Genomic DNA, 21,667 nt, shown 5'->3' on the forward strand with positions numbered 1-21,667 from the left:
GTTAGAATTTGCTGGATTTTAATATACAGAAAATCTTTCTTTCTGGAGCACAAAATATATTCCAATTTGGCAAATCACGGAAAAAGCCCAAAATTCCTCCAAAAGGAAAAAAGCCTGAAATCAAAAGCTTTCGGCATAAAAAAACGCAGCCCGATTTTACCGAGCCGCGTTTTTGAAACCTTAGGCGAAGTTATTTTTTCTTCACGTTCGTTTTGCCAAATTCCACATTCGTCTTCTTGCCGAGAAGAAGCGCGCGGGTTTTCAGCGGCAGACCGAAGCAACGGATAAATCCGGAAGCGTCTTTCTGGTCGTACATTTCCACGTTGGAGAATCCGCCGAGTTCCATGTCGTAAAGGCTATACGGACTCTTCATGCCAGCCGGGATGACGTTGCCCTTGTAAAGCTTCAAGCGGACATCGCCCGTTACCACTTTTTGCGTTTCGGTAATGAAAGCGTCCATCGCCTGACGAAGCGGGGTGAACCACTGTCCGTTGTAAACCAGATTGGCGTAAGTCATCGCCATTTTCTGCTTTTCGAACATCGTTTCCTTGTCGAGAACCAGCTGTTCCAGGCACTCGTGCGCCTTATAAAGGAGGGTTCCACCCGGAGTTTCATAAACACCGCGGCTCTTGAGACCCACCAAGCGGTCTTCGACGATGTCGATAAGTCCGCAGGCATGCTTGCCCGCAATGGAGTTCAGCTTTTCCAGAAGCTCGACCGCTCCCATTTTTTTGCCGTCGAGAGCGACCGGCGTTCCCTTGTCAAAGGAAATCGTGACATAGCCCGGCGTATTCGGCGCTTTTTCGTATGTGCTCGTGTGCTTGAGCATATCATACTGGTGTTCCTTGTCCGGTTCTTCCAGAATGCCGCCTTCATGGGAAAGGTGCCAAAGGTTGCCGTCTTCGGAATAGATCTTGGTTTTGGAAATGCCGGTATGCGGAATCTTGTGCGCATCCAGATAGTCGATCATGCTTTCGCGATCGTTGAATTCCCATTTGGGATCTTTCCAGGGAGCAATCACTTCGAGGGACGGATCGAGCGCCGCATAAGTCAGTTCAAAGCGAACCTGGTCGTTTCCCTTTCCGGTAGCGCCGTGAGCGACGGCGTAAGCGCCTTCCATCTGGGCGATTTTCACCTGGTATTTCGCAATCAGCGGGCGGGCAAAAGAAGTTCCGAGAAGGTAAGTGCCTTCATACTTAGCGCCAGAGCGAACCGTCGGCCAAACATAATCTTCAAGGAATTCCTTTTTCAAGTCGAGAACGTAGCACTTGGAAGCTCCCGTCGCAAGCGCTTTCTTTTCCAGAGCCTTTTCGTTCGGAAAATCATTCTGGCCAAGATCCGCAGCGAAAGCGATCACTTCGCAATCGTAATTGTCTTTGAGCCACGGAATAATTACGGAGGTGTCAAGTCCGCCGCTATAAGCGAGGACGACCTTTTTCTTGGAATTTTTAGCAGATTTTGCCATTTTTTTGTCCTTTGAAAATTGACAATCATAATATAGAACTATTTCTTTTTTTTTGCACAAAAATCATCCTATTTTTCACCGCGGTCCGCATTTTTCATCGAATTTGAATGTAGTTTTTTAACAATGCTGCAACGTTCTTTTGAAATCACCAAACCAGCCTCTTTAAAACGGATCTTAAAATTCATCGCCGGAATGGAAGAATACAAGACCGCAAAAGACCGCCTGCTCATCGTATTCGAACCCCAATGCGAACGGGAATTTATCGAAAAGGAACTCGACGTCATCCGAAAAGAACTGCCCGAAGCAAAAATCGCCGGCATGACGACCCTCGGGCCGCTCAGCGCCGAAACAGAAGTTCCCCAAAACACGGTGATTTCGATTCTTCTATTTTCCAAATCGACGCTTGCCGTTTTCGAAGCGGACAAAAGCAAACAGGATCCGTACAAAATCGGAGACTCCTTCCGGCAAAAGCTCCGAAAGCTCGAAGACGTCAAAGGAATCCTCTGCTTATCGAGTTGCACCCACAACTCTCCGGACAAAATCATCGACATCGCCCAGGTCGGGAGCGAGAACATCCCTATATTCGGGGCGCAAGCCGGCTCCCGCTTCATCACTCAAGACGAATCCAAAATCTTTTCCGAAAACGGCATTCTGGAGAACGGCATCTCTTTCGTCGCGTTCTGCGGGAAGTCCCTGGAGATCCAGACCGATTTCAATCTAGGCTGGCGTGCCCTCGGACGGGAGCACGTCATTACGGAATGCCAAAAGGGAATCGTCAGCGAAATTGACGGCAAGCCGGCTTTTGACTTGTATCAAAAATATCTACAATTCAAACCCGACGCGGACTTTTCCAAGCAGGCCATCGCTTTTCCAATTCTGGTTCCCAGCGGCTCGACTTTCATCGCCAAAGTGCCTTTGCGCCTCACCGACGACGGCAATCTGTGCTTTCCGACGGATTTTCAAAACGGCACCAAGATCTATCTCGCCTATTCCAAGCCCGAATACCTGCTTTCCGAAACTCTCGTGGCGGCGAACAATATGCTGCGTTTTCACCCCGAAGCGACCGTCCTTTTCCCCTGTATCAACCGGCGCGTCTTTTTGGGCAACGAAAGGGCGGAGAAGGAATTCGAGTTTTACCGGCATTCGGTTTCGGAACTCTGCTGGGGCTACGGCTTCGGGGAAATTCTACAGACCAGCGAAGGCGGTGGCGTTTTGAATTCCTCGCTGGTCGCCGTCGGTTTTCGAGAAAGCGCGAAGTCAAAAAAACGCTTTGTTCCCATCGACGATGAAAGCATTCGCCATGCGCAGAACAATCTTTCCCTTGCCGACAGGCTGGTTTCCTTTTTGGAAGCGACTTCCGACGAACTTCGGCACACCATCAACCAGCTTGCCAACTTGGCGGAACACGACCAGCTGACGGGCCTTTTCAATCGGCACAAGCTCGACAAAATCCTTCTATACGAATTGGGCAAACGCCGTCGGGAAGACGAACTTTCCATTTTGATGTACGACATCGATTTCTTTAAAAACGTCAACGACTCTTACGGGCATAGCGAAGGCGACCGCGTTTTGATAAAGCTTTCCAATTTGGTTGCCGAATCCATTCGCGCTTGCGACGTTCTAGGGCGATGGGGCGGCGAAGAATTTGTGTGCATTTTGACAAATACCCCGCTGAACGGGGCGAAAATTTTGGCCGAACGCATCCGGGAAAAAGTGGAAAACACCGATTTTTCGCCAGTTCCCAAAGTCACCATCAGCCTGGGCATTACCGCAGCCCGCATTAACGAAACGCCAGAAAGCCTCTTTATCCGTTTGGACAAAGCGCTTTACGACGCCAAAAAATCCGGACGCAACCGCACTTGCATTCGCTAATGTTCCCAAACCGCCTATGAAAATTTCGGACAAAGCCATCGGCTATATTTCTTTCGTCGCCATCGTTTTGATTATCGTCGGCGTTTCTTTGGGAATGTGGAACGCCCACAAAGGGAGCTCCACCACAGCCATCATCGACTTTGACGAACTGGGCGCGCTTTCCCCAGAAGACCCGATGACGGAGAATGGCTACGAAATCGGAAAAGTCGCTTCGGTGGAATGGCTCGGAGACCGTTCCCGAGTCACCGTGATTTTCGACAATCCCCTCACCCTCCGGGAAGGTTCCTATTTTCGGAACACTTCCTTTGCCTTAATGGGCGGACGCCGCATTGAATTGGTCAGAAGTCACGAAGGGGAAATCTTGCCGCCCGATCACGTTTTTCGCGGGGAATTTGTCCCCGGAATCACCGAATCGCTGCGGTTTATTTCCGCCATCCACGAGCAGGCCAAAGTTTCCCGGGATGCCATTCTCGCCATTCTCGAAGGCTCCGAATCCGACCCGGGCGTCGTTCAAAAATACAACGAAACCATGCAAAATGTGGAAAATCTATTGAATCAATTCGACAAGACCGCCTCCACCGCCGGATTCAAAATTCAAGAAATTCTCGCACAAGCGGAAGCCGCCGCCCAAACCCTTGACCAAACGGCGAACACCGCCGATTCCAGCATTGGGCAAGCCACTGTTCTGGCGAAAAACGCCATTTCTTCTACCCAAAAGGCCTTTGCAAAACTTTCTACAGAATTGGAAAAAATCGAAGCCATTACACGGGCAGCGCAAGAGAATCCCACCCTGCAAAATCTGCTGGAAACCCAAGAAACCGTCCAAAGCGTGAACGCCCTCCACCAAAAGCTGAACGAATTTATTCAATCCATCAATACCAAAGGGATTGCCCTTTATGACTCCAGCGGCAACAAAGTCAAGCTTATCCACTGGAAAAATATCAACCTTATCGGCAAAACCGCTCGCCAAAAAGCCAAAGAAAGACAAAAAAAATCGCCAAATACCCCTTGACAAGTTTTTTTTGCATTTATATATTTGCTGCACACCAATTGCTTCATAGCTCAGTTGGTAGAGCCCCTGACTGTTAATCAGGTTGTCACTGGTTCGAGTCCAGTTGAAGCAGCTAGAAAGACTTCGAGAAATCGGAGTCTTTCTTGTTTTATGGAGGGAAAATACACCGGTTGAATGCGCTTGGAGTGTACGATTACAAGATTAGGGATTAATGGCGAGTGCCCTTCGGCAGGCTCAGGGACCGCTGCTTGGTGCACCTCGGTAAGCTCGGTAACCGCTTGTCGAACTAGTCGAACCACGGTTGGTGTGCTTCGACAGGCTCAGCAACCGGTTGTCGAACCATAACTAGCGATGAGTGATTAGTGGGCAGAGGGAAGTTGGAAGAATCGGTTTCTTGCCGCTTTGCGGTCTTCTCGTCGTGACGAAGGCAGGTCATTTATTTTAGCGGGAATTTCTTTTTATAAAGGGGGAACTCTTTTTCAGACGGAGGATTTTCTTTCACAAGGTGAACTCTTTTTCAAAGTGGAATGCTTCTTCATAAGGTGAACTCTTTTTCAAAGTGGAATGCTTCTTCATAAGGTGAATTTTCTCGCGAGTCGCGAGGTGCTCGCCTATTCATCCTCTGCGGCTATGCGTGGTACGGACGATAAATATCATTTGATATCGACCGGAAAAACGCTTGGGCAGCGAAATATCGTTTGATATTTGCCGGAAAATGCCTGTGGGAGCGAAATATCATTTGATATTTGCCGGGAAACGGCTGTGGGAGCGAAATATCGTTTGATATTTACCGGAAAACGCCTGTGGGTGCGAAATATCGTTTGATATTTGCCGGAAAATGCCTGTGGGTGCGAAATATCATTTGATATTTGTCGGAAAACGGCTGGGGCGGCAAGTTTGTGATTATGAAAAAAGGCATTTTTTTTGCTTTTTAGGTTTTTGACTAAACGAACGAAGGCATCTTTTTGCATTTTGGAGCTTCGACTAAACGAACAAAGGCATCTTTTTTGCATTTTGGAGCTTCAACTAAACGAGCAAAGGCATCTTTTCGCATTTTGGGTCTTCGACTAAATGAACAAAGGCATCTTTTCGCATTTTGGAGCTTCAACTAAACGAGCAAAGCCATTTTTTTCGCATTTTGGGGTTTTGACTAAATGAAAAATGCCTGTTTCGACGCAAAGCCGGCCTTTGTCAAATGGAACACTAGTTGTCAGCGCGGTCCGTCATTGCGAGGCGCGATAGCGCCGTGGCAATCCTATCTGCAAAAAAAAGGATTGCTTCACCCTTCGGATTCGCAATGACGGTCGCTTTCAAACGTGGCTGATTTTCTCCTTGGCAAATTCGCAATGACGAATACTAACAGTCTCCCCGAAGAGAACACAAGTTGTCGCTAGAGTCCGTCATTGCGAGCAAGCCGAAGCAATCTCTGCGACCCACCCGTCATTGCGAGGAGCAGAGCGACGTGGCAATCTGTTTCTTTTCCGAGAATTTTTTGCAAACTTTGCACCGTCATACAACAAAGGAGACACGATGCGGTTCAAGGAAGCGGCGGAAAAGTGGTTTGAAAAGAAATGCTTGGGCTGGAGCGAGAGTTCCCGGGCGAAATACGGGAATATTTTGCAAAAGTATCTGTTGCCGTATTTTGGCGAAGTGGAGCTGGTCGGTTTTGATTCGGCAAGTGTGCGGGATTTTGCGGAAAGCGCTCTCGGACATTTGGCAATTCCAACGCGGCATTTCGTGCTGGCGACCTTGCAGCAGATTTTGAAATCGGCACTTTCGCCGGAGGATTTTGGCGCGCTGGACTTTCCCCATGCTGGGACGACACGGAAAGGGGAAGCGGTTCCCCTCTCGCCAGAGGAACTGGCCGCGCTGATTGATGCGCTGGAAGAGAACAAAAACCCACGATACGAAAATTCGGCACAAAACCTCTTGCTGATCGCTTTCACCGGGATGCGCCTTGGCGAAGCTTGCGCCCTGAAACTTTCGGACTTCGACTTTGTGCGGAACACCATCAAAATTCATGGGACGCTGGAACGCTTGCCCAATGAAAAAGGCGAAACGGTAAATGCCGCCGAAATGGAAAATGCCAAGCTCCCAAAAACCGTCCGCAAGCTCTGCCCGCCGAAAAGCGAAAGCGGCCATCGGGAAATCCCCATCCCGAAAAATCTGCTCCAATGGTTGAAGAAAATGGCGAGGGAAAATCCCCCGGACAGTTTTCTGGTGAAGCACGACCAGCGGACTTTGCAGGACCACTTCAAGAAGTTCCTGAAGGCGGCGGGAATTGAAGTGGACGCCCACATCCACACCCTGCGGCACAGCTTCGCCACCCATGCGCTGACTTCCGATGCGAACCTGAAAACTCTCTCGGTACTTCTCGGTCACGCCAGCACGCATACGACTCTCGACCTTTACGTGCACCCGACTTTCGAGAGCAAGCGGCGCGTGCAGGAAGCGTTCTGGAAATTCGTGAAGAACCCGAAGCGGAAGCAAAATCCTGCTCCGCAAAGAAATTGTGATTATTGGTACGAAAATTTTGGAAAATCGGGAGGTTCCGGGCGCAAGCCGGCCCAACGGTGAATTTCGCAGAAGTGCGCTTCTGCGAAAGTTTCCGCCAACGATAAGCAAAATATAACTCGGATTTGTAAAGATTGCAATACAAAAAACGTGAAAATCTTTGCAGAACCGGCCCGGATTTGATGGAAATCAACTCCGAGGAGACGAATCCTAACCCCGGCAAGCGGATTTCCCTGCCGAAAGTGTTCCAACCTGTCCCCTTTTTGCTCGGCGGCGGCTCCGAGTCGGGAAAAGGCCGCATTCAAAACCTTTTCCCGAGATGTTTTTTTCGCAGAAGCGCACTTCTGCGAAAAATCGCGGTTCTCAAACTTTTCACCCATTAACAAGGAAAAACAATGAACATACAACAACTGCTAAACGTCTTCGGCAATTTCATCGATGAATGCGCCCAAAACTACAGCCTGATTTCCAGCCATAAAGACGAGATTCTGGATAAGTGCTACAATCTTTATGAAAATTGGTATGGGCTGTATTTTTCCAATAATGATATTTGGGGCAAGGGGATGCCCAAGCCCTATTTTCAAAATTATTTCGGAGTCAATTCAGAGGACGAATCAACACCTAGGAGTTTCTATGCCTTTGTCACGCTTCGCTATTCAAAAGGTAAAAATAATGCCCACACTTTGGAAGACTTTGCCAAGGCGTTAAAAGCCGCTAAAAAATTCAGTACGGAACAAATCCCGTTCTCTTTTTACAATGGCGAAGATTGTCATCTGATGTCGGACGTCAAATTTACGGAAGACGGAGCCATACAACTTCAGGGAAAAACGATTACGGATGCCGACTTGCAGGGACACTTGAGCATTTGTTGCAACTCGACCGGCGATGCCCAGGAATTGAAAAAACAGTTGGCTGCGCTGATGCCGGTTTTCCTTGCGTTCAACAATGATGGCAAAAACTTGAATACACTGTAAATAAAATGAATACCCCGAAGGAAAGCCTTTGGGGTATTTCAAACGGCTTTAACAGGAGGTAAAAAAATGAGATTGCACAAAATTTTGTTCCTTTTGCTGACGTTGCTTACGTCTTATAGTTTTGCCGCTTGGACGGGCGGCACCAGCGAACCCGAATCGACCCGAAAAATCGGCGGGAAGATTTTTTACGAGATTACCACGCCAGAGGAGCTTGCCTGGTTCGCGGAACAGGTAAATGGGGGCAGCACGGCAATCAACGCGGTGCTGGACAATGACATTATATTCGGGGATACCATGACAAGTTATACCGCCCACCCTTGGACACCCATCGGGAAAGATACGACGCATACCTTCAAGGGAGTTTTGGACGGCGCTGGATACAGCATTTATGGTGTCTATACCCAAAAAGATTTGACCTATGGGGGATTGGTTGGCGTTTTGGCGAAAGAAGGCATAGTCCGGAATGTAAACATAAAAAAAGATTCCATTAATGCCAACGACTACGCTGGAGGGCTGGTAGCGTACAATTACGGCACCATTACAAACTGCACGAACAGCGGCAGCGTCTCCGGCACCTTCGAATCAGGCGGCATCGCGGGCATCAATGCGGGCACGGTGAGCAACTGCACGAACAACAGCAGTATCTCCTCCCACTCCGAATCCTTCTACTCCTACTCTGGCGGCATCACTGGTATTAATAGTGGTACGATAAGCGGCTGCACGAACAGCGGCAGTATCTCCTCCCTCTACTACTCTGGCGGTATCGCGGGTGGTAATAATAAAGGCACGATAAGCAATTGCACGAACAGCGGCAACGTCTCCAGCGACTGCTCTGGCGGTATCGCGGGCCACAATGCGGGCACGGTGAGCAACTGCACGAACAGCGGCAGTATCTCCTACTCCTACTCCTACTACAACTCCGGCGGCATCGCGGGCGTCAACGATGGGTATGTCCAGAATTCCTATTCCGTAGCGGACTCCGTGTCGGGGATCCTCACTAGTGGTGGCGTGGTCGTTGGTGGCGTGGTCGGCATCAACTTTGGAATAGTTGTTAACAGTTATTACGATGCCGACAGGTTGCCCGGCGTTTCCGCTATTGACAGTAGTAATGGAGGAATTGCTATCGATGTGGATGGTCTTCCCACCGCCCAGATGCAAACCGTCGAATTTGCCTGGCTGCTGAACACGGCTAACGGCAAAACAGAAAACAGCGGCGCCTGGAGCCGGGACGGCGGCTATCCCATTTTTGCCGATGCTCAGAACAAGGCCATCTATAAGGTTGTTTTCGATGACGAAGGCGTACCCACTAACCGTTATTCCAACAACAAAGGGGTCGTTCAATTCCCCGAAGCTCCCGAACCCGCCTCGGGCTATGTCTTTGTCGCCTGGCTCGATACCGACGGCAATATATTCTCGGAAAAGTCCACGCTTTCCAGCGACAAAAAGGCAACGCCTTATTATGCATTAGAGTCCGATTCTCTATATAGTTGCCCCTTAAAAAGTCACTTCGCGAGCGCAGGATAAGGAGGTTCGCCGTTTTTATTCACCCCTTCCCGGCAAAGGAAGCAACAGTATAGCCATTCCAACAGGACAAAAAAGCGCCTCATGGCCCTCTTGAAGTTGAACGCCGCTGCTGCAAGCTTTGCATTGAGCATGTCGCCAAAGATTCCCTTGTAGAAGTTGCGACCCATGCGGTGGTCGCTCTTCAAGTGACCATTGATTGGTTCGATGCCAGCCCTCTTGCAAAAAAGCTTGTGAGCCTTTTTCTTCTGGTAGTAAGTCGCGTTTTTCTTCGGAACGTCCGGTATCACGATCTTTGTCGTTCCGGATTCCTTTTGTCCGCGGTAGCCTCGGTCGCATGCGGCCTGGCTCGGCCTGAATCCAAGCATTTGTTCAACATGGTCAAGCGTATCGTCTATCGTATGTCCGTCATACTCGTCCCTGAACGCGACTGCGCCGACGATGATGCCGTTGTAGCTCCGGGCAATTGACACCTTGTTGCCGAACTCGTATTTCTTGTGTTCCTTGCCCTTGCCGATGCATTTCACTTCGGGTTCGTGTAGCGAATAGATTTTGTCCTTGTCGCATTTCTTCTGTGCCAGAACTTTGTAGAAAAGTTCAATTTTTCCTTTGTACGTACCCGACAGATTTTTCTTCGAAAGATTCCGTTCCATTTCGCGGACGAGCCGTCCCGCGATGGTTTTCAACCTGCGATCCGCCTTGTGAGCCTTTTTGGCGTTTTTCGGGTGATTGCGGAAACGCTGGTCACGATGAATCTTCTTCAAGGTTCTCTTGTAGGACTGTCTCTGCGGAAGGCCGCGTTCTTCCACGATTTTCTGCACCTGCTCTATTATCTTGTTCGCAAGTTTGGCGTCTGTAGGGAACGTGATGTTCTTTTCCTGCACGGTCGTGTCAAGAAAGACCGTGCCGCATCCTGTCGGTCCTTGTTTATCGTGGTCATCGTTGACGAGGATACTTTCCTTGAGGATCATGTCCAAGCCTTCCTCGCCGATCTTATGCCGGAAGTGGACAAGTTCGCTCGGGTCGCAGGGTTGCTCCGTCGAGAAGAACCGTTCTCCGCAAAAGTACTGGTAATAGGCGTTTTCCTGGAACTGCTCCACGACGGACTCGTCCGATACGTTGCGGATGTGCTTCAGGATGATGAGCCCGGTCATGAGACGGATCGGCTTGTTCGGCGCACCCATTTTGTCGTCAAACAGTTTCGAAAACTCGGTCTCGAACTTGTTCCAGTCAATCTTGTTCGCAAGAACGTAAAGGGGATGCTTGTGGTTCAACTGCTCCTCAAGGGAACAGAAAAGGCTTGTCTGTGCGTGGGATTTCGGAGGTCTATACATGGGAAAAATTGCAAGGTTTTTAATCCCATTTTAGAAATCCTTGCAATAATTTCACAGGGTAGAAATCAATTTTTCCCAACAGTTATGCGGGCTGGGCGGGATTTTAAGGGACGACTATATATTGTTGATTTTATGGACACCGAAGGCAACCTTTGGGCAAGCCGTCCGACAAATGTGGCTGGTGGGTTGGACTCTGTCCCGGAACCTCCCGCTCCCGATTCGGGATTCTATTTCATTGGCTGGTTTGATTCGCTTGACTCACGGGTAGAACCGACTACCGTCTTTACGGGAAATACCACGCTGTCAGCCAAGTATAGCAAGCTTACTATCGTCTTTTTGAATGCTGACGGCGACACTTTACAAAATTCAGTCGCTAAATACGGCAGTATTCCTAAATATATGGGCAAGACGCCGACCAAGGCCTCCACCACAGAATACGACTACACATTCTATGGCTGGAACCCGAACCTTGCGACAGCTACGGAGCCAGCGACCTACACAGCGGTATTCGACAGTTCCCTGAAGACCTTCATGGTCACTTTCAGGAATGGTTTCACGACATTACAAAGTACCAAGGTTGGCTACGGAGCAACTCCGGCATACAACGGCAACACTCCAACCAAGCCCTCTTCCACTCAATACGACTACACATTTAAAGGCTGGAGTCCGAGTATTGTGCCGGTTACCGGTAATGCGATCTATACGGCGGTATTCGACAGCACGGCAATTTCGCAGGGGTCCAGTTCTTCCGTAGCACAAAGTTCTTCGAGTGCAATCGCTTCCAGCTCCTCGGCGATGCAGAGTTCTTCGAGCATGATAGCCTCCAGTTCTTCCGTATCATCGAGTTCGTTCGGCATTATGTCGTCCAGCTCGGCGGTTGTGCAATCCAGCTCTTCGGCGGTGCAGAGTTCTTCGAGCGTGATTGCATCCAGCTCCTCGGAAGCTCCTAGTTCTTCGAGCGGAGTGTCGAGTTCTTCCAGTTCCGAAGATCCGGATGCTCTCCACTTTAGCGCGCATCCCCGCTTCAATCTCCACGTTCAAAACCGCACTCTCCAAATCCAGAACGCCCGCATCGGCTCCGCCTTTGCCGTGCTGGATTTGCAAGGCCGCGTGCTGCGTCGCGGCGTGGTGAACTCCCCGGAATTTTCCATGGAATTGCAGAACGCCGGTGCCTACATCATCCGCATAGATTCTCAAGTCCAGAAAATCCGTGTGAAGTAACAGTCGAAAGTATCATTTCAAGCCTCCGGGATTCTCCCCGGAGGCTTTTTCGTGTTTCAATGTGCCTAAGATTGCCGCGCTGCTAACGCAGCTCGCAATGACAAAGTACATGGTTGGTGAGCTTGTCGAACCATCCTCGCAATAACGAAGAATAGTCCGTTATTCCTAGGAGTACTTTGCTAGAATTCCGTCATTGCACAGTAAGCGAGGGGAAAAATTTTAACCGCCGGCGAGTTTTACAGTAAAGCCCCGCTTTTCAAGTTCCGCTTTGAGTACGTTCCGCTTGTCCCCTTGGATTTCTATCTGGAAATTCTTTTCCGTTCCGCCGGTTCCGCACTTGCGTTTTAAGTCGCGCGCCAAAGCCGACAATTCCGCTTCTTCCAGATCCAAACCCGAAACGACGCTCACCATTTTGTTTCCGCCCAGACGCTTCAGGGCAATACGCACAACGCCATCGGTTTTTGGGCGCACAGGTTGCTGCTTTGGCTGTTCAATGCGGCCCTGACCGCTGACATAGACAAGAGTAGAGCGTTCGTCGTTCATAAATTCTCCCGATTTTCCACAATGTAAAAAACGCCTCCGGAAATTTTTCTGAAGACGTTTCATAAAGACGCCGATTTTTTGAACAAAACTACTGGCGAATCACTTTAAAAGACCGCTGAAAGCCCCGATTTTTCCCAATCCCACGGATGTTCACCAGATAGATTCCCGCTTTTAAGGATTTTAAAGAAATTTCCGCATTGCCGTCCCCAAATGTTTTCGAAATCGCCTGCCGTTTGCCGTTCAAGTCGGAAACCGATATTTTTGCATTTTCGGGAAAGCCTTCGAGATACACGATATGATTGGCGATACGCTTGCGGAAAGACTTGCCCGCTATGGGAAAAGCTGCCGAAGTTCCCTGCTTTTGGAGTTCTATCTGGTCGAGGTTGGGTCCATCGCCGTCCACCGTCGAAATTCGAATCGCCGTCTCCCCCGCAGAAAGAGTTAACGAGACCGATTTGGTTTCCCAATTCGTCCAGGCGCCCGTCGTTTCAAATTCCATCATCTGTTCCTCATTCCCGTCCGCAGAAACGGACAGCTTTCGGGTTTCCGCTTTGCCGTTCGCATAGGTCAGCACAACGACATACTCACCCGGAGAATCCACATGGACCGAAATCTCTACAGAGCTTTCATTTTCTCCGGCGTAGTTCACATAACCCGTTCCGTGAAAGCCTCCATTTTTATTTTCAAAAGAAGCGTTGTTCAAAATGCCATCCTCCGCCTGATAAACCCATCCCGAAGGATTTTCGGCAGAAGAAGAGCTGCTCCCCGCAACACTCGAAGAGCTGGAACCCGAAGAAACGGCAAGCCCCTGCGAAACGCCAATCTTTCGCGTAAACGTATCGCCCTCCTTATCGGTTAGCGTAAAGGTCACATAGCCGACTCCCGCAAAATTTTCAGAAAGTTCGACGGTCAGTTTGGAACCGCTCACCGACGCCGTTACGCCATTTGGGGCCGTTACCTTGTAAGAGCCGCCATCGTAGCCCTTCGTCCATTGGGAAAGGTCAATCGTTTTCGTTTCGCCCTTTTCCAAAACGACGTGCGCTTTAGCCATCCATTCCAAAAAGCGTTCCAGTTCCGTCCAGCCGTCGCCTAAACGGTCATTGTTGGCATCGCTAAAGTCTCCTTTTGCGGATTTCGGGTTGTAGCCGAACATTTTTTCCCAAAAGTCCGGAAGCCCATCCATATCGCTGTCGTAATCGTCCGCCCAGCTTGTACTCGGATAATTTTCCATGCCGCCGACATCGGATTCCCGATCGGGAATGCCGGGAAGATTGCCGACGCTGCCCGTATAAGTATAGGTGCCGTTTTTGACTTCTTGAATAATTCGGGTATCGTGATCATCCAGCAAAGGCATACTCTGTCCTACATCGGAAAGCACGTCCTTGTAAGCGGCCTTGGCACTTTGAACCGTCGCATAGGAAGCAAAAAACGGTTTGGAACGAAAAACTTCCCAATCCAGAACCTGATTGTTGGAAAGCGTGTATCTTCTTCCGCATTCATCGTTTGATCCATCGCAGGTAAAACTGCCATTCATATTTTGCAAAACATTATTGTGATAGTAATAGGACTGCGAACCGCCGCCAGTCCCCTCCAAATCCGCGCTTAACGTGATGTCTTTCAATTTGGTCGCCGCACCCATTTTGTAAAAATTACCGACGAAATTCACTTCATGCGCGCCGCCGTCCGTCACGCGGCTGTACCAGTTGTAAACGACATTATTAAAAATATCCAAACGCCCTGCGTAATTGCCATCGCCATCCAAACCGCCGCCCATGCTCCAATTCCTGCCCGCATTATGCGCCAGCAAATTATGATGAAAGCTGCCGATGTCGCCGCCGATGGTCGCCGCGTAACCATGCCCCGTTCCCGATGGATAATTTTTGTGGTCAGCGATATTCAATGCTTCAGAAATCAAAGTCCGCTGCAATGTCAGATTTTTTCCGCCGCGACTGCTGAACGCTTCGTCTATCGTCCAGCTGATACTCGCATGGTCCAAAATGGCATTCTCCCCGCCCGTCAAACCCATTCCGTCAAAAGTTCTGCCGTATCCCAAGCGCACACGCATAAACCGGGCAATTAAATCGTTGCCGGTAAAACCGATAGGCGCACCCGTAATGGTGATTCCCTTACCCGGAGCGGATTGCCCCGCAATCGTCGTGAAATGATGATTGCATACCAGACGATCGTTCAGTTTAATAATTCCCGATACTTTGAAAAGAATCGTTCTAGGCCCAATGTCCGCGGTGCACGCTTCCCGCAAGCTCCCTTCGCCGGAATCGTTCAGATTGGTCACGTACACGACCTTTCCGCCGCGACCGCCCACCGCCATACGCCCGTAACCTTCCGCGTCTTCAAAAGCGAGTCGCCCCGGCTGAAATTTCCACACATTTCCCGCAGTGACTTTGCCGGTTCCATCCACTTCGTCAATCCGCCAAAAATAAGATTGAAGCGGTGTCGTCTGGGAAAGCGCATACGTCGTCCCCGATTGTTCGCCCTTGTATTCCGCACTGGATGTTGTCGCGTTCAAAACGCCCAAAGAATCCGTTCCAAAATAAACCCGATGCTTTTGGGCTCCGTTCGCCGCTGTCCATGAAAGAGTCAAAGCGCCGTTTGTATGCGCCGCGTGCATATTCAAGTCAGAAGGATTCGGAAATTTCGCCTGCGCTGCCGCATTGGGAACATTCAATTCAAAACCGTTCAAAATCACATTCTTGATCGTATTGTTTCCTCGGGGCTTTAACGCAATGTCCACCGTTCCGTTCGTCACGTTAAAAGTCACATACGCAAAAGCGGCCTTGTCATTGGCAAGCACCCGTACCGTCGGAGCTACGGAGGCCTGCTTTACCCCGTTCACATAAACGTCGATGTCACTCGGTTTATTTGTCGTATAATCATCCGGATGGTTCAAATAGAGCAAAAGCGAATTTTCCCCGTTCTGCAAATTGGAAAAACTCAGTCCGATTTCGCCTCCGTTGTTGCCGCCATCCACCGTGACGCCGTCGCCCACAAGACGCGCATAATTGGGAGCCTGCACCGCCACCTTGTAATAGGTGCTGCGCAATTCCGTTCCTGAACCCGCTTTGGCAATCCGAACTTTCACGCCGCTGAATGTATTTTCCGCGGAAGAGACGCCGCTGACCACCCACGCCGTGTAATTCGGTTCGGAAACCTCGTTGCTCTGACGTCCGCTCATGTCAAAATCCACTTTAAAAGACGGAGAAGCGCCAAATGCCAACGCCGAACACGCCAACGTCAAAAACTTTACTTTTTCCCATCTGAACATACACACCTCTTCAAATTCTGTTCACAAGCAAAGATATTCCGATTCTTCCTTCAACAAAAGAGAGACTTTATTTATCAGTTGTCCCCGGACAACCGAACGCACTCTCGCTATATCGGGAAGTTGACACTTTTTAAGCAAACCGACACGCCTACAAAACGAATCCGCTAAAGTCGAATAGCCGCTTTCTACAAGCTGCCGGATCCCAGCAATTTTTCCACCTGGCAAAGAGCAGCCCTCTCGCGATCTTTGTAAGAAACCTCATCGATGAATACAATAGGGCATATTCCTTTGTAGCCGTCTAGATACATTTGCTTCAGCTTTTCGCTATTGGCCATGCGTTCCCTCTTGGAAATCTCTTTTCGCCAGCCGTCTTGTACAAAGGGGACTGTTGGTTCCAAAAACAAAATGAGGTCATATTTATTCGCATAAATCGTCGCCCAAGCCAATCTTTCTATCGTTTTTATTTCTTTGTCAAAAAATGGCGCCAATTTGGCAAACCACAATGTCGCAATAGCATCCGTATCGGTGAAAACAACCTTGCCTTCCGCCCTTTCGAACATCAGCTCTTCTGCGGCTGCGTGGCGATGCAGAATCTTGATGTAGTCGGCAGGAAGCATCCGCGTTTCACCATAGCAGGATTCGCAGATTTCACGGCCCAATTCCAGCTGGCGACGGGTTTTGTAATGTTTGGCAAGAAATTCTGTCAGCGTTGTCTTGCCCGTACTTTCCACACCGGCAATAAGTACGCGTTTTCGATACCACTCGCGGAATCGAGGCGCTATGGCGTTCCAGCCCGTGCCCAAAGGAAATTTCTGAATCGCCGTCGAACTGATGTTATCCGTTTCTTCTCGTCCAACATATTCCACTGGACAAGAATACAAGCGTTCGTAGATATTAGCTCCCAAATAGTCAGAACCGGCGAAAACAACATCAACGGGAGCTCCGATTTGTTTCATCACATAATCCCGGCCTATTTCCCATTCTTCCCAGCTAGAGTTTTTTGTTTTTAAGCCATCTTCTAAAAGAATTACCGAAGCCCGGCTACCCATATCCTCAAGGGTTCCCCGAAGCCAGCGGTACCGAAGTTCAACGGGAATCCGATCGCGACAACGAGAATAGAAGAGAACGAGGTATAAATTCTCGCAAACCGCCCGCGCCCTTTCAATAACATGGAGATACCCCTTGTGCAGCGGATCAAAAGCGCCTCCGAACATACCAACCTTATACTTGCTCACGACTCCCCCTCATCCATTTAATAAACATGATGACAGCATTGAGTAGATAGACGCACCACATTACCAATGTGGCGATATATTCAGCAGTATTCACAAAAGTCATCGCCCACATATATACGGAAGCAGCATCAATTATAATCCAAACTATCCACTGTTCGGCAAAACGTTTTACAGATGCAAACAAGGCATAAATCGACGCGATTGTGGTGAAAGCATCCACAAAGGGGAGTGAGTCCCCCATTTTCTTCAGAATAAAAGCGTACAGAATCGTTCCAGCAAGAATTGCAACAAAGGAAATCAAACGGCCTGTTTTTGTCAAGCGGCGTTTCAACACTTCTCCATTATTGGAATCCATGTGTTTTTCCAAGAAAACCAGCCGACAAATTGCATCGGCAGATAATACAAGAGGTTTAGCATCGTTTCTCCGTAAAGAGTCGCCCGATAGGCGATATCCGCATAAAGCAGCACATTCATCAAGCCCAAAACATAAGCGGACAGTTTGCCCTTGCCCGTAAGGATCACGCAGATAGTTCCCGTAGTCGCAGAAATGATGCCGAGCAAGGTTTCTCCCTAGATGAGAGAAATAGCAACGACAGCAAGGAGAGCAAACAACAACCATACCACCTACCAAGGCTTCCAGCCCGCCAGTTCCAGTCGAATGAAATCTTTCATAAAAAAACATAACTTTCAGCATAAAAACCAGGTCGCCAGACAAGCGACATTTTCGACAAGTTCCATGAAAACGGATAAATTCCCGACGCTAATGTCCTCGATATTGGAGCCATACAGCGGATTAGAACACAATTTATCATGTCCAGCACTTGAGAAGGCTCTTCCTTGTCGGCATATCAAATACAATTCCCATCATAGCTTATCATTCTTTTTTGCGTAGAGCCATTTGGCGCATACTTTGTCCCAGCAGTAACATCTCCCCGTCCTACCGACAGAAAGCCTCTTCACAACGCCATTTTCCACCGTTTTCAAGCATGTCCGAATCGCCTTGGGCTATATTGCAGTCTTTTGCGCAGTTCCGAAGTCTTCCTGCCTGTTCGCGGAGTTTCCGTTTTTCCCTCCGCAGTTCGTACCATTCCGTGACCGGGATTTGTACCATGTACATTTCGCCTAATGAGAAGTCCGACAACCTTCGCAAATTTTATAGCAGTCATTCAAATTCCTCATCGTTGTTGCGTTTTTGAAACAATCCATGCAATAAGTTCTACCGAAAAGCATCATTCCCCTATTGATAGGCCTACCCTGAAGCCCTCCTTGGTCTTTTATCCAACTTAGAGCATTATGCCGTCCTATAGCGCCCGGATTTCCTCAAGTGAAAGGCCTGTGTTTTGGGAAATGGCTTCAATGGGGAAACCGTTATCGCGGAAGGCTTTGGCCAATTCCCTATTTTTTGCATCAGCTCCTTCGGCCCGCCCTTCCGCAACGCCCTCGGCACGGCCTTTTTCGAGCCCCCTCTTGTATCGGATGTCGAGTTCCTGTTCCAGTGTCATGTATGCCTTCCTCGTGACGGGGTCCTGGCGGTACCTTTCCACCAGGCGGTGTATCTTTCAAATCAGGGTTTCCCTACAGCGCCCGGATTTCTTCGGAAGTGAGGCCTGTGGAAGTAGCAATAACATCGATGCTTACGCCTTGATCGCGGAACGCCTTGGCTAATTCCTTTCTCTCATCAGCCCGCCCTTCCGCAACGCCCTCGGCACGGCCTTTTTCGAGCCCCCTCTTGTATCGGATGTCGAGTTCCTGTTCCAGTGTCATATATGCCTTCCTTGTGACGGGGTCCTGGCGGTACCTTTCCACCAGGCGGTGGATGCGCTCCATCTTCTCGGACCGGTGTTCCTGGGTGGCGAAGTACTGCATGTACTCGCGGATGGAGGCGTCCTTGATTTCGTCGAACTTCTTAAAGATATAATAATTCTTGTAGCAGAGGTCGCCCATCAGGATGCCCGGGTCGGAATCCTCGCGGTTCTGGAACCAGTAGATGGGCTTGCCCTTCCCGAAGATGTCCTTCGAGCACAGGAAGAGGATGTATTGCTCCTGGAGTTCCTCGTAGTTCGCGCCCTTGCCTAGGGCGTCTAGGTCGCACATCCCCTGGTAGTATCGCGCCCGCTTGGGAAGCTCGCCCGTGTCGTCCATCTGCAGCTCGATGTCAAAGTAGCGGCCTGTCCCCGATGCAGTTCTCGGAGTCTTGGAGATCCAAGAGTTAGGATTTCCCGGAGATTTCGGCAGACTTGCGGATTTCAATTCGCTGGCGGATTCCGATGCGCTCAAAGGTTCCTCCCTGACAAGAACGTCGAAGCGGACGCTCTTGTGGAAGGGGTCCTCCTGGGCGGAGGCCTCCGTGACGACTTCGATTCTCTCGATGGTGATTTTCAGGATGTCCTGTAGGAAGTCCTTCGCCACGTCCTCGTTGCTGAACACCTTGGCGAACATGAAGTTGTCGGTGATGTCCAGGTCTTCGTATCTTTTCATTTCTCTCTCCTGTCGCTACAAGCTTAGAAAGCGACGGCTTTGGTTTTGTGTAATGAACATTTGTTCACTATAAATCTAATATGGGAAAACCGGACTGTCAAAAGGCTTTTGAAAAATTTTGAGCGATTAAGCATCGGGCCTCTCCCATGAGGCTATGCACAATTCATCTAAGTGCTCAAAGAGCCCAAGATTCATGGGTCTTGGGAACTTGTTCCCTTAGACGAATTGGCCATAGAGAGTCCCCTTCATACTAAGGAAACAAAGTTTCCAAGTATTCAGTGTGCAAAGTCGCCGCTTGGCACTACTTGCCCAAGCAAAAATAAGACCGTTGAATTTGGCAGAAAATTTTCCTTGGCGCACCAAATTCTTTGGACGGTCGGGAGACCGTCCTGACTGCCGGCTGGCCGTCCTTCCTTGGAGTTCACATCGCCAGCCGAAAATTTGCCATTCCTTTTCTCCATATCGCAGGATTCTGGCAAACAGAAAACGAATAGACCTTCCAAAGATTTCCGCCCTAGAAATTTATGCACTTGAAAACTCCGGCTTTTGAGGAAATTGCCTACGCCTTTGGGAACATAAACTCCCACAACGATGACGCCGACTCCCAAGTCTCCATCAAAACCAGAAACAGCCTTATTTGCTAGATTTCACGTTGAATAAAATCTTTCCCCAAACAGTAAAATCATGAAGCCATCAAACTTTTCATTTTTACTTTTCCTTATTGCAGTAGCGACATTCAGTTTATCCGCCTGTAGCGACGACACCTCCTCTTCCTCCAGCAACACCATCGATTCCGCTTCCGAATCGGACTTCGCGTTCAACGTGGAAACTCTCGACGACCTGCCCAATTGCACCGCAAAACACGAACAGGACACCGCATTCATCCAGGAAAACAACAAAATCTATGTTTGCGAGGACAGGCGCTGGGAACACCTCTATTCTATCATCGACTCCGTGGCGACCATTGATGACCTTTTAACTTGCACAGAGAAGCGCGAAGGCGACAAAACATTTGTGGAAAGCGAAAAAGCCACGCTCATCTGCTCCGACGGCAAATGGACCCTATTAGACACCGAAGAAACGAATCCAGAATCCAGCGGCTCCATATCGCCAAGCTCTTCGTCGGATGGCAGAAAAGAGGAAACATTGTCATCCAGCTCAGCCACCCTTTCATCCAGTTCTTCGGCAAAAGCGGAATCCTCTTCCGGCATGGAGGAATCTTCCAGCGCCGTTGTCGCATCCTCTTCAAGCGAAGCCGCACCATCCAGTTCCGCGGCATCAAGCGTCTCCAGCAGCGCAAACGAAAAATCCTCCAGCTCCGTGATAATTCCGGAATCCTCATCCAGCCACGTCCCATCTTCCAGTTCCGAGGCAATTCTTTCCAGCTCTAGCGACGAAATCTCCAGCAGCTCGGCAGCCCCTTCCTCCAGCTCTTTGGCAAAAGCGAACTGGCAATATCTGAACCCCGAAATTTCATACAGCGAAATGACCGACTCCCGCGACGGACAAATTTACAAGACCGTCAAAATCGGCTACCAGACTTGGATGGCAGAAAACCTGAACTACCCCTACAGCGAAAACACCGCCAAAAGCTATTGCTACAACAACAGCGCCGATTCCTGCGCCAAATACGGACGACTCTACCTGTGGAGTGCCGCCATGGACTCCGCAGCGAGATTTTCTACAACCGGAAAAGGTTGCGGATACAAAGCAACCTGCAACCCCAGCGGAGCCGTTCGTGGCGTTTGCCCGGAAGGCTGGCACTTGCCCAGCGGCAGCGAATTAGAAACATTACGCACCTTTACAGGAGCAACCAACAACGTTACCACCAAAGCGCTCAACTCCATCACTGGCTGGACTAACGGCGGCACAGACGACTTTGGTTTTTCCGCTCTCCCCGCAGGCTACAGCAGCTTCAACGACATCGGAGTCTTTTATATGTATGTCGGCCAATACGCAAACTTTTGGTCGTCCTCCGCATTCGACGAATCTGACGCTTACTTTATGTACTCGAGCCCCAGCAGCGTCTCTTTTGGCTACACCTACAAAATCCAAGGCCATTCCGTCCGCTGCCTCAAGGACTAAAGTTTGAACCTCTTGGTTTTTCTAAACAAAATTTGATTTTCCAAAACTGCAGATACACAAAAAAAAACATTTTGAAATTGGCACAACTCATTTTCGTTTGAAGCATCATATTTTTAGGGCGTTCCCCGCA

Annotated in this window: 16 protein-coding genes, 1 tRNA gene and 1 pseudogene; 8 read left to right on the forward strand and 10 right to left on the reverse strand. The window is 49.5% G+C overall.

What is annotated here, in order from left to right; genetic code table 11:
* Positions 1-190: 190 nt before the first annotated feature.
* Positions 191-1,465 (reverse strand): argininosuccinate synthase, encoded by a 1,275-nt coding sequence (locus BGX14_RS04465; RefSeq protein ID WP_095879182.1) that lies wholly within the window; start codon positions 1,463-1,465, stop codon positions 191-193.
* A gap of 123 nt (positions 1,466-1,588) precedes the next feature.
* On the opposite strand from BGX14_RS04465, the gene BGX14_RS04470 reads away from it, so the two are divergent.
* The 3 genes from BGX14_RS04470 (at position 1,589) to BGX14_RS04480 (ending at position 4,461) form a co-directional block, all read left to right on the forward strand.
* A complete protein-coding gene (locus tag BGX14_RS04470; RefSeq protein WP_095879183.1) occupies positions 1,589-3,337 on the forward strand; it encodes a diguanylate cyclase in 1,749 nt (582 codons plus the stop codon).
* Positions 3,338-3,353: 16 nt separating this feature from the next.
* Positions 3,354-4,349 carry an MlaD family protein gene (locus tag BGX14_RS04475; RefSeq protein WP_095879184.1) on the forward strand — a complete coding sequence of 332 codons (996 nt, stop codon included), beginning with the start codon at positions 3,354-3,356 and terminating at the stop codon, positions 4,347-4,349.
* Between the two features lie 39 nt (positions 4,350-4,388).
* Positions 4,389-4,461 (forward strand) — tRNA-Asn (locus BGX14_RS04480).
* Positions 4,462-5,002: 541 nt separating this feature from the next.
* Here BGX14_RS04480 and BGX14_RS04485 read toward each other — a convergent pair.
* Together BGX14_RS04485 and BGX14_RS16270 are read right to left on the reverse strand one after the other, a co-directional pair.
* A complete protein-coding gene (locus BGX14_RS04485) occupies positions 5,003-5,320 on the reverse strand; it encodes a hypothetical protein (RefSeq protein WP_095879185.1) in 318 nt (105 codons plus the stop codon).
* Between the two features lie 419 nt (positions 5,321-5,739).
* Complete coding sequence (locus tag BGX14_RS16270) at positions 5,740-5,862, reverse strand: hypothetical protein (protein WP_255404477.1); 123 nt, start codon at positions 5,860-5,862, stop codon at positions 5,740-5,742.
* 17 nt (positions 5,863-5,879) lie between these two features.
* Here BGX14_RS16270 and BGX14_RS04490 point away from each other — a divergent pair, with 17 nt between their 5' ends.
* From BGX14_RS04490 to BGX14_RS04505, 3 genes are all read left to right on the forward strand, one after another.
* Complete coding sequence (locus BGX14_RS04490; RefSeq protein WP_095879186.1) at positions 5,880-6,926, forward strand: site-specific integrase; 1,047 nt, start codon at positions 5,880-5,882, stop codon at positions 6,924-6,926.
* A gap of 332 nt (positions 6,927-7,258) precedes the next feature.
* Positions 7,259-7,837, forward strand: coding sequence for a hypothetical protein (locus BGX14_RS04500; protein WP_095879188.1), 579 nt, complete (start codon positions 7,259-7,261; stop codon positions 7,835-7,837).
* 66 nt (positions 7,838-7,903) lie between these two features.
* Positions 7,904-9,361: a GLUG motif-containing protein gene (locus BGX14_RS04505; protein WP_095879189.1), complete on the forward strand. Its 1,458-nt coding sequence runs from the start codon at positions 7,904-7,906 to the stop codon at positions 9,359-9,361.
* On the opposite strand, the gene BGX14_RS04510 is transcribed toward BGX14_RS04505, so the two are convergent.
* The gene (locus tag BGX14_RS04510) at positions 9,340-10,692 is read right to left on the reverse strand and encodes an IS5 family transposase (RefSeq protein ID WP_198951148.1); all 1,353 of its coding nucleotides are present in this window, start codon (positions 10,690-10,692) and stop codon (positions 9,340-9,342) included. The two genes, BGX14_RS04505 and BGX14_RS04510, sit on opposite strands and share 22 nt — an antisense overlap.
* An 84-nt stretch (positions 10,693-10,776) precedes the next feature.
* On the opposite strand from BGX14_RS04510, the gene BGX14_RS04515 reads away from it, so the two are divergent.
* The gene (locus BGX14_RS04515; RefSeq protein ID WP_369833005.1) at positions 10,777-11,913 is read left to right on the forward strand and encodes an InlB B-repeat-containing protein; all 1,137 of its coding nucleotides are present in this window, start codon (positions 10,777-10,779) and stop codon (positions 11,911-11,913) included.
* 219 nt (positions 11,914-12,132) lie between these two features.
* Here the strand turns inward: BGX14_RS04515 and BGX14_RS04520 are convergent, their stop codons facing one another.
* The 6 genes and pseudogenes from BGX14_RS04520 to BGX14_RS04550 all read right to left on the reverse strand — a co-directional run bounded on the left by BGX14_RS04520 (position 12,133) and on the right by BGX14_RS04550 (position 19,452).
* Entirely contained in the window at positions 12,133-12,456 is a 324-nt protein-coding gene (locus BGX14_RS04520; RefSeq protein WP_095879774.1) for a stress response translation initiation inhibitor YciH, read from the reverse strand.
* Between the two features lie 88 nt (positions 12,457-12,544).
* Entirely contained in the window at positions 12,545-15,739 is a 3,195-nt protein-coding gene (locus tag BGX14_RS04525) for a T9SS type A sorting domain-containing protein (RefSeq protein WP_095879191.1), read from the reverse strand.
* Between the two features lie 185 nt (positions 15,740-15,924).
* On the reverse strand, positions 15,925-16,974 hold the full coding sequence (locus BGX14_RS04530; protein ID WP_095879192.1) for an AAA family ATPase: 1,050 nt from the start codon (positions 16,972-16,974) through the stop codon (positions 15,925-15,927).
* Positions 16,961-17,496 (reverse strand): annotated as a pseudogene (pnuC, locus tag BGX14_RS15760) (nicotinamide riboside transporter PnuC). The gene BGX14_RS04530 and the pseudogene pnuC overlap by 14 nt, the downstream one beginning before the upstream one ends.
* A gap of 779 nt (positions 17,497-18,275) precedes the next feature.
* Positions 18,276-18,476 carry a hypothetical protein gene (locus BGX14_RS04545; RefSeq protein ID WP_073303280.1) on the reverse strand — a complete coding sequence of 67 codons (201 nt, stop codon included), beginning with the start codon at positions 18,474-18,476 and terminating at the stop codon, positions 18,276-18,278.
* 73 nt (positions 18,477-18,549) lie between these two features.
* Entirely contained in the window at positions 18,550-19,452 is a 903-nt protein-coding gene (locus BGX14_RS04550; RefSeq protein WP_095879193.1) for an Rpn family recombination-promoting nuclease/putative transposase, read from the reverse strand.
* Between the two features lie 684 nt (positions 19,453-20,136).
* On the opposite strand from BGX14_RS04550, the gene BGX14_RS04560 reads away from it, so the two are divergent.
* Positions 20,137-21,537: a fibrobacter succinogenes major paralogous domain-containing protein gene (locus BGX14_RS04560; RefSeq protein ID WP_095879195.1), complete on the forward strand. Its 1,401-nt coding sequence runs from the start codon at positions 20,137-20,139 to the stop codon at positions 21,535-21,537.
* Positions 21,538-21,667: the final 130 nt, after the last annotated feature.

This window comes from Fibrobacter sp. UWS1 (assembly GCF_002300445.1).
Lineage (GTDB): Bacteria > Fibrobacterota > Fibrobacteria > Fibrobacterales > Fibrobacteraceae > Hallerella > Hallerella intestinalis.

What these genes read in the sequence shown, in the direction of transcription:
- BGX14_RS04550 (WP_095879193.1), bottom strand. Translation starts at nt 19,452, where the DNA reads ATGAAAAGATACGAAGACCTGGACATCACCGACAACTTCATGTTCGCC.
- BGX14_RS04560 (WP_095879195.1), top strand. Translation starts at nt 20,137, where the DNA reads ATGAAGCCATCAAACTTTTCATTTTTACTTTTCCTTATTGCAGTAGCG.
- BGX14_RS04490 (WP_095879186.1), top strand. Translation starts at nt 5,880, where the DNA reads ATGCGGTTCAAGGAAGCGGCGGAAAAGTGGTTTGAAAAGAAATGCTTG.
- BGX14_RS16270 (WP_255404477.1), bottom strand. Translation starts at nt 5,862, where the DNA reads ATGACGGTGCAAAGTTTGCAAAAAATTCTCGGAAAAGAAACAGATTGC.
- BGX14_RS04485 (WP_095879185.1), bottom strand. Translation starts at nt 5,320, where the DNA reads ATGCAAAAAGATGCCTTCGTTCGTTTAGTCAAAAACCTAAAAAGCAAA.
- BGX14_RS04470 (WP_095879183.1), top strand. Translation starts at nt 1,589, where the DNA reads ATGCTGCAACGTTCTTTTGAAATCACCAAACCAGCCTCTTTAAAACGG.
- BGX14_RS04515 (WP_369833005.1), top strand. Translation starts at nt 10,777, where the DNA reads ATGCGGGCTGGGCGGGATTTTAAGGGACGACTATATATTGTTGATTTT.
- BGX14_RS04510 (WP_198951148.1), bottom strand. Translation starts at nt 10,692, where the DNA reads ATGTATAGACCTCCGAAATCCCACGCACAGACAAGCCTTTTCTGTTCC.
- BGX14_RS04505 (WP_095879189.1), top strand. Translation starts at nt 7,904, where the DNA reads ATGAGATTGCACAAAATTTTGTTCCTTTTGCTGACGTTGCTTACGTCT.
- BGX14_RS04525 (WP_095879191.1), bottom strand. Translation starts at nt 15,739, where the DNA reads ATGTTCAGATGGGAAAAAGTAAAGTTTTTGACGTTGGCGTGTTCGGCG.
- BGX14_RS04465 (WP_095879182.1), bottom strand. Translation starts at nt 1,465, where the DNA reads ATGGCAAAATCTGCTAAAAATTCCAAGAAAAAGGTCGTCCTCGCTTAT.
- BGX14_RS04545 (WP_073303280.1), bottom strand. Translation starts at nt 18,476, where the DNA reads ATGACACTGGAACAGGAACTCGACATCCGATACAAGAGGGGGCTCGAA.
- BGX14_RS04475 (WP_095879184.1), top strand. Translation starts at nt 3,354, where the DNA reads ATGAAAATTTCGGACAAAGCCATCGGCTATATTTCTTTCGTCGCCATC.
- BGX14_RS04500 (WP_095879188.1), top strand. Translation starts at nt 7,259, where the DNA reads ATGAACATACAACAACTGCTAAACGTCTTCGGCAATTTCATCGATGAA.
- BGX14_RS04520 (WP_095879774.1), bottom strand. Translation starts at nt 12,456, where the DNA reads ATGAACGACGAACGCTCTACTCTTGTCTATGTCAGCGGTCAGGGCCGC.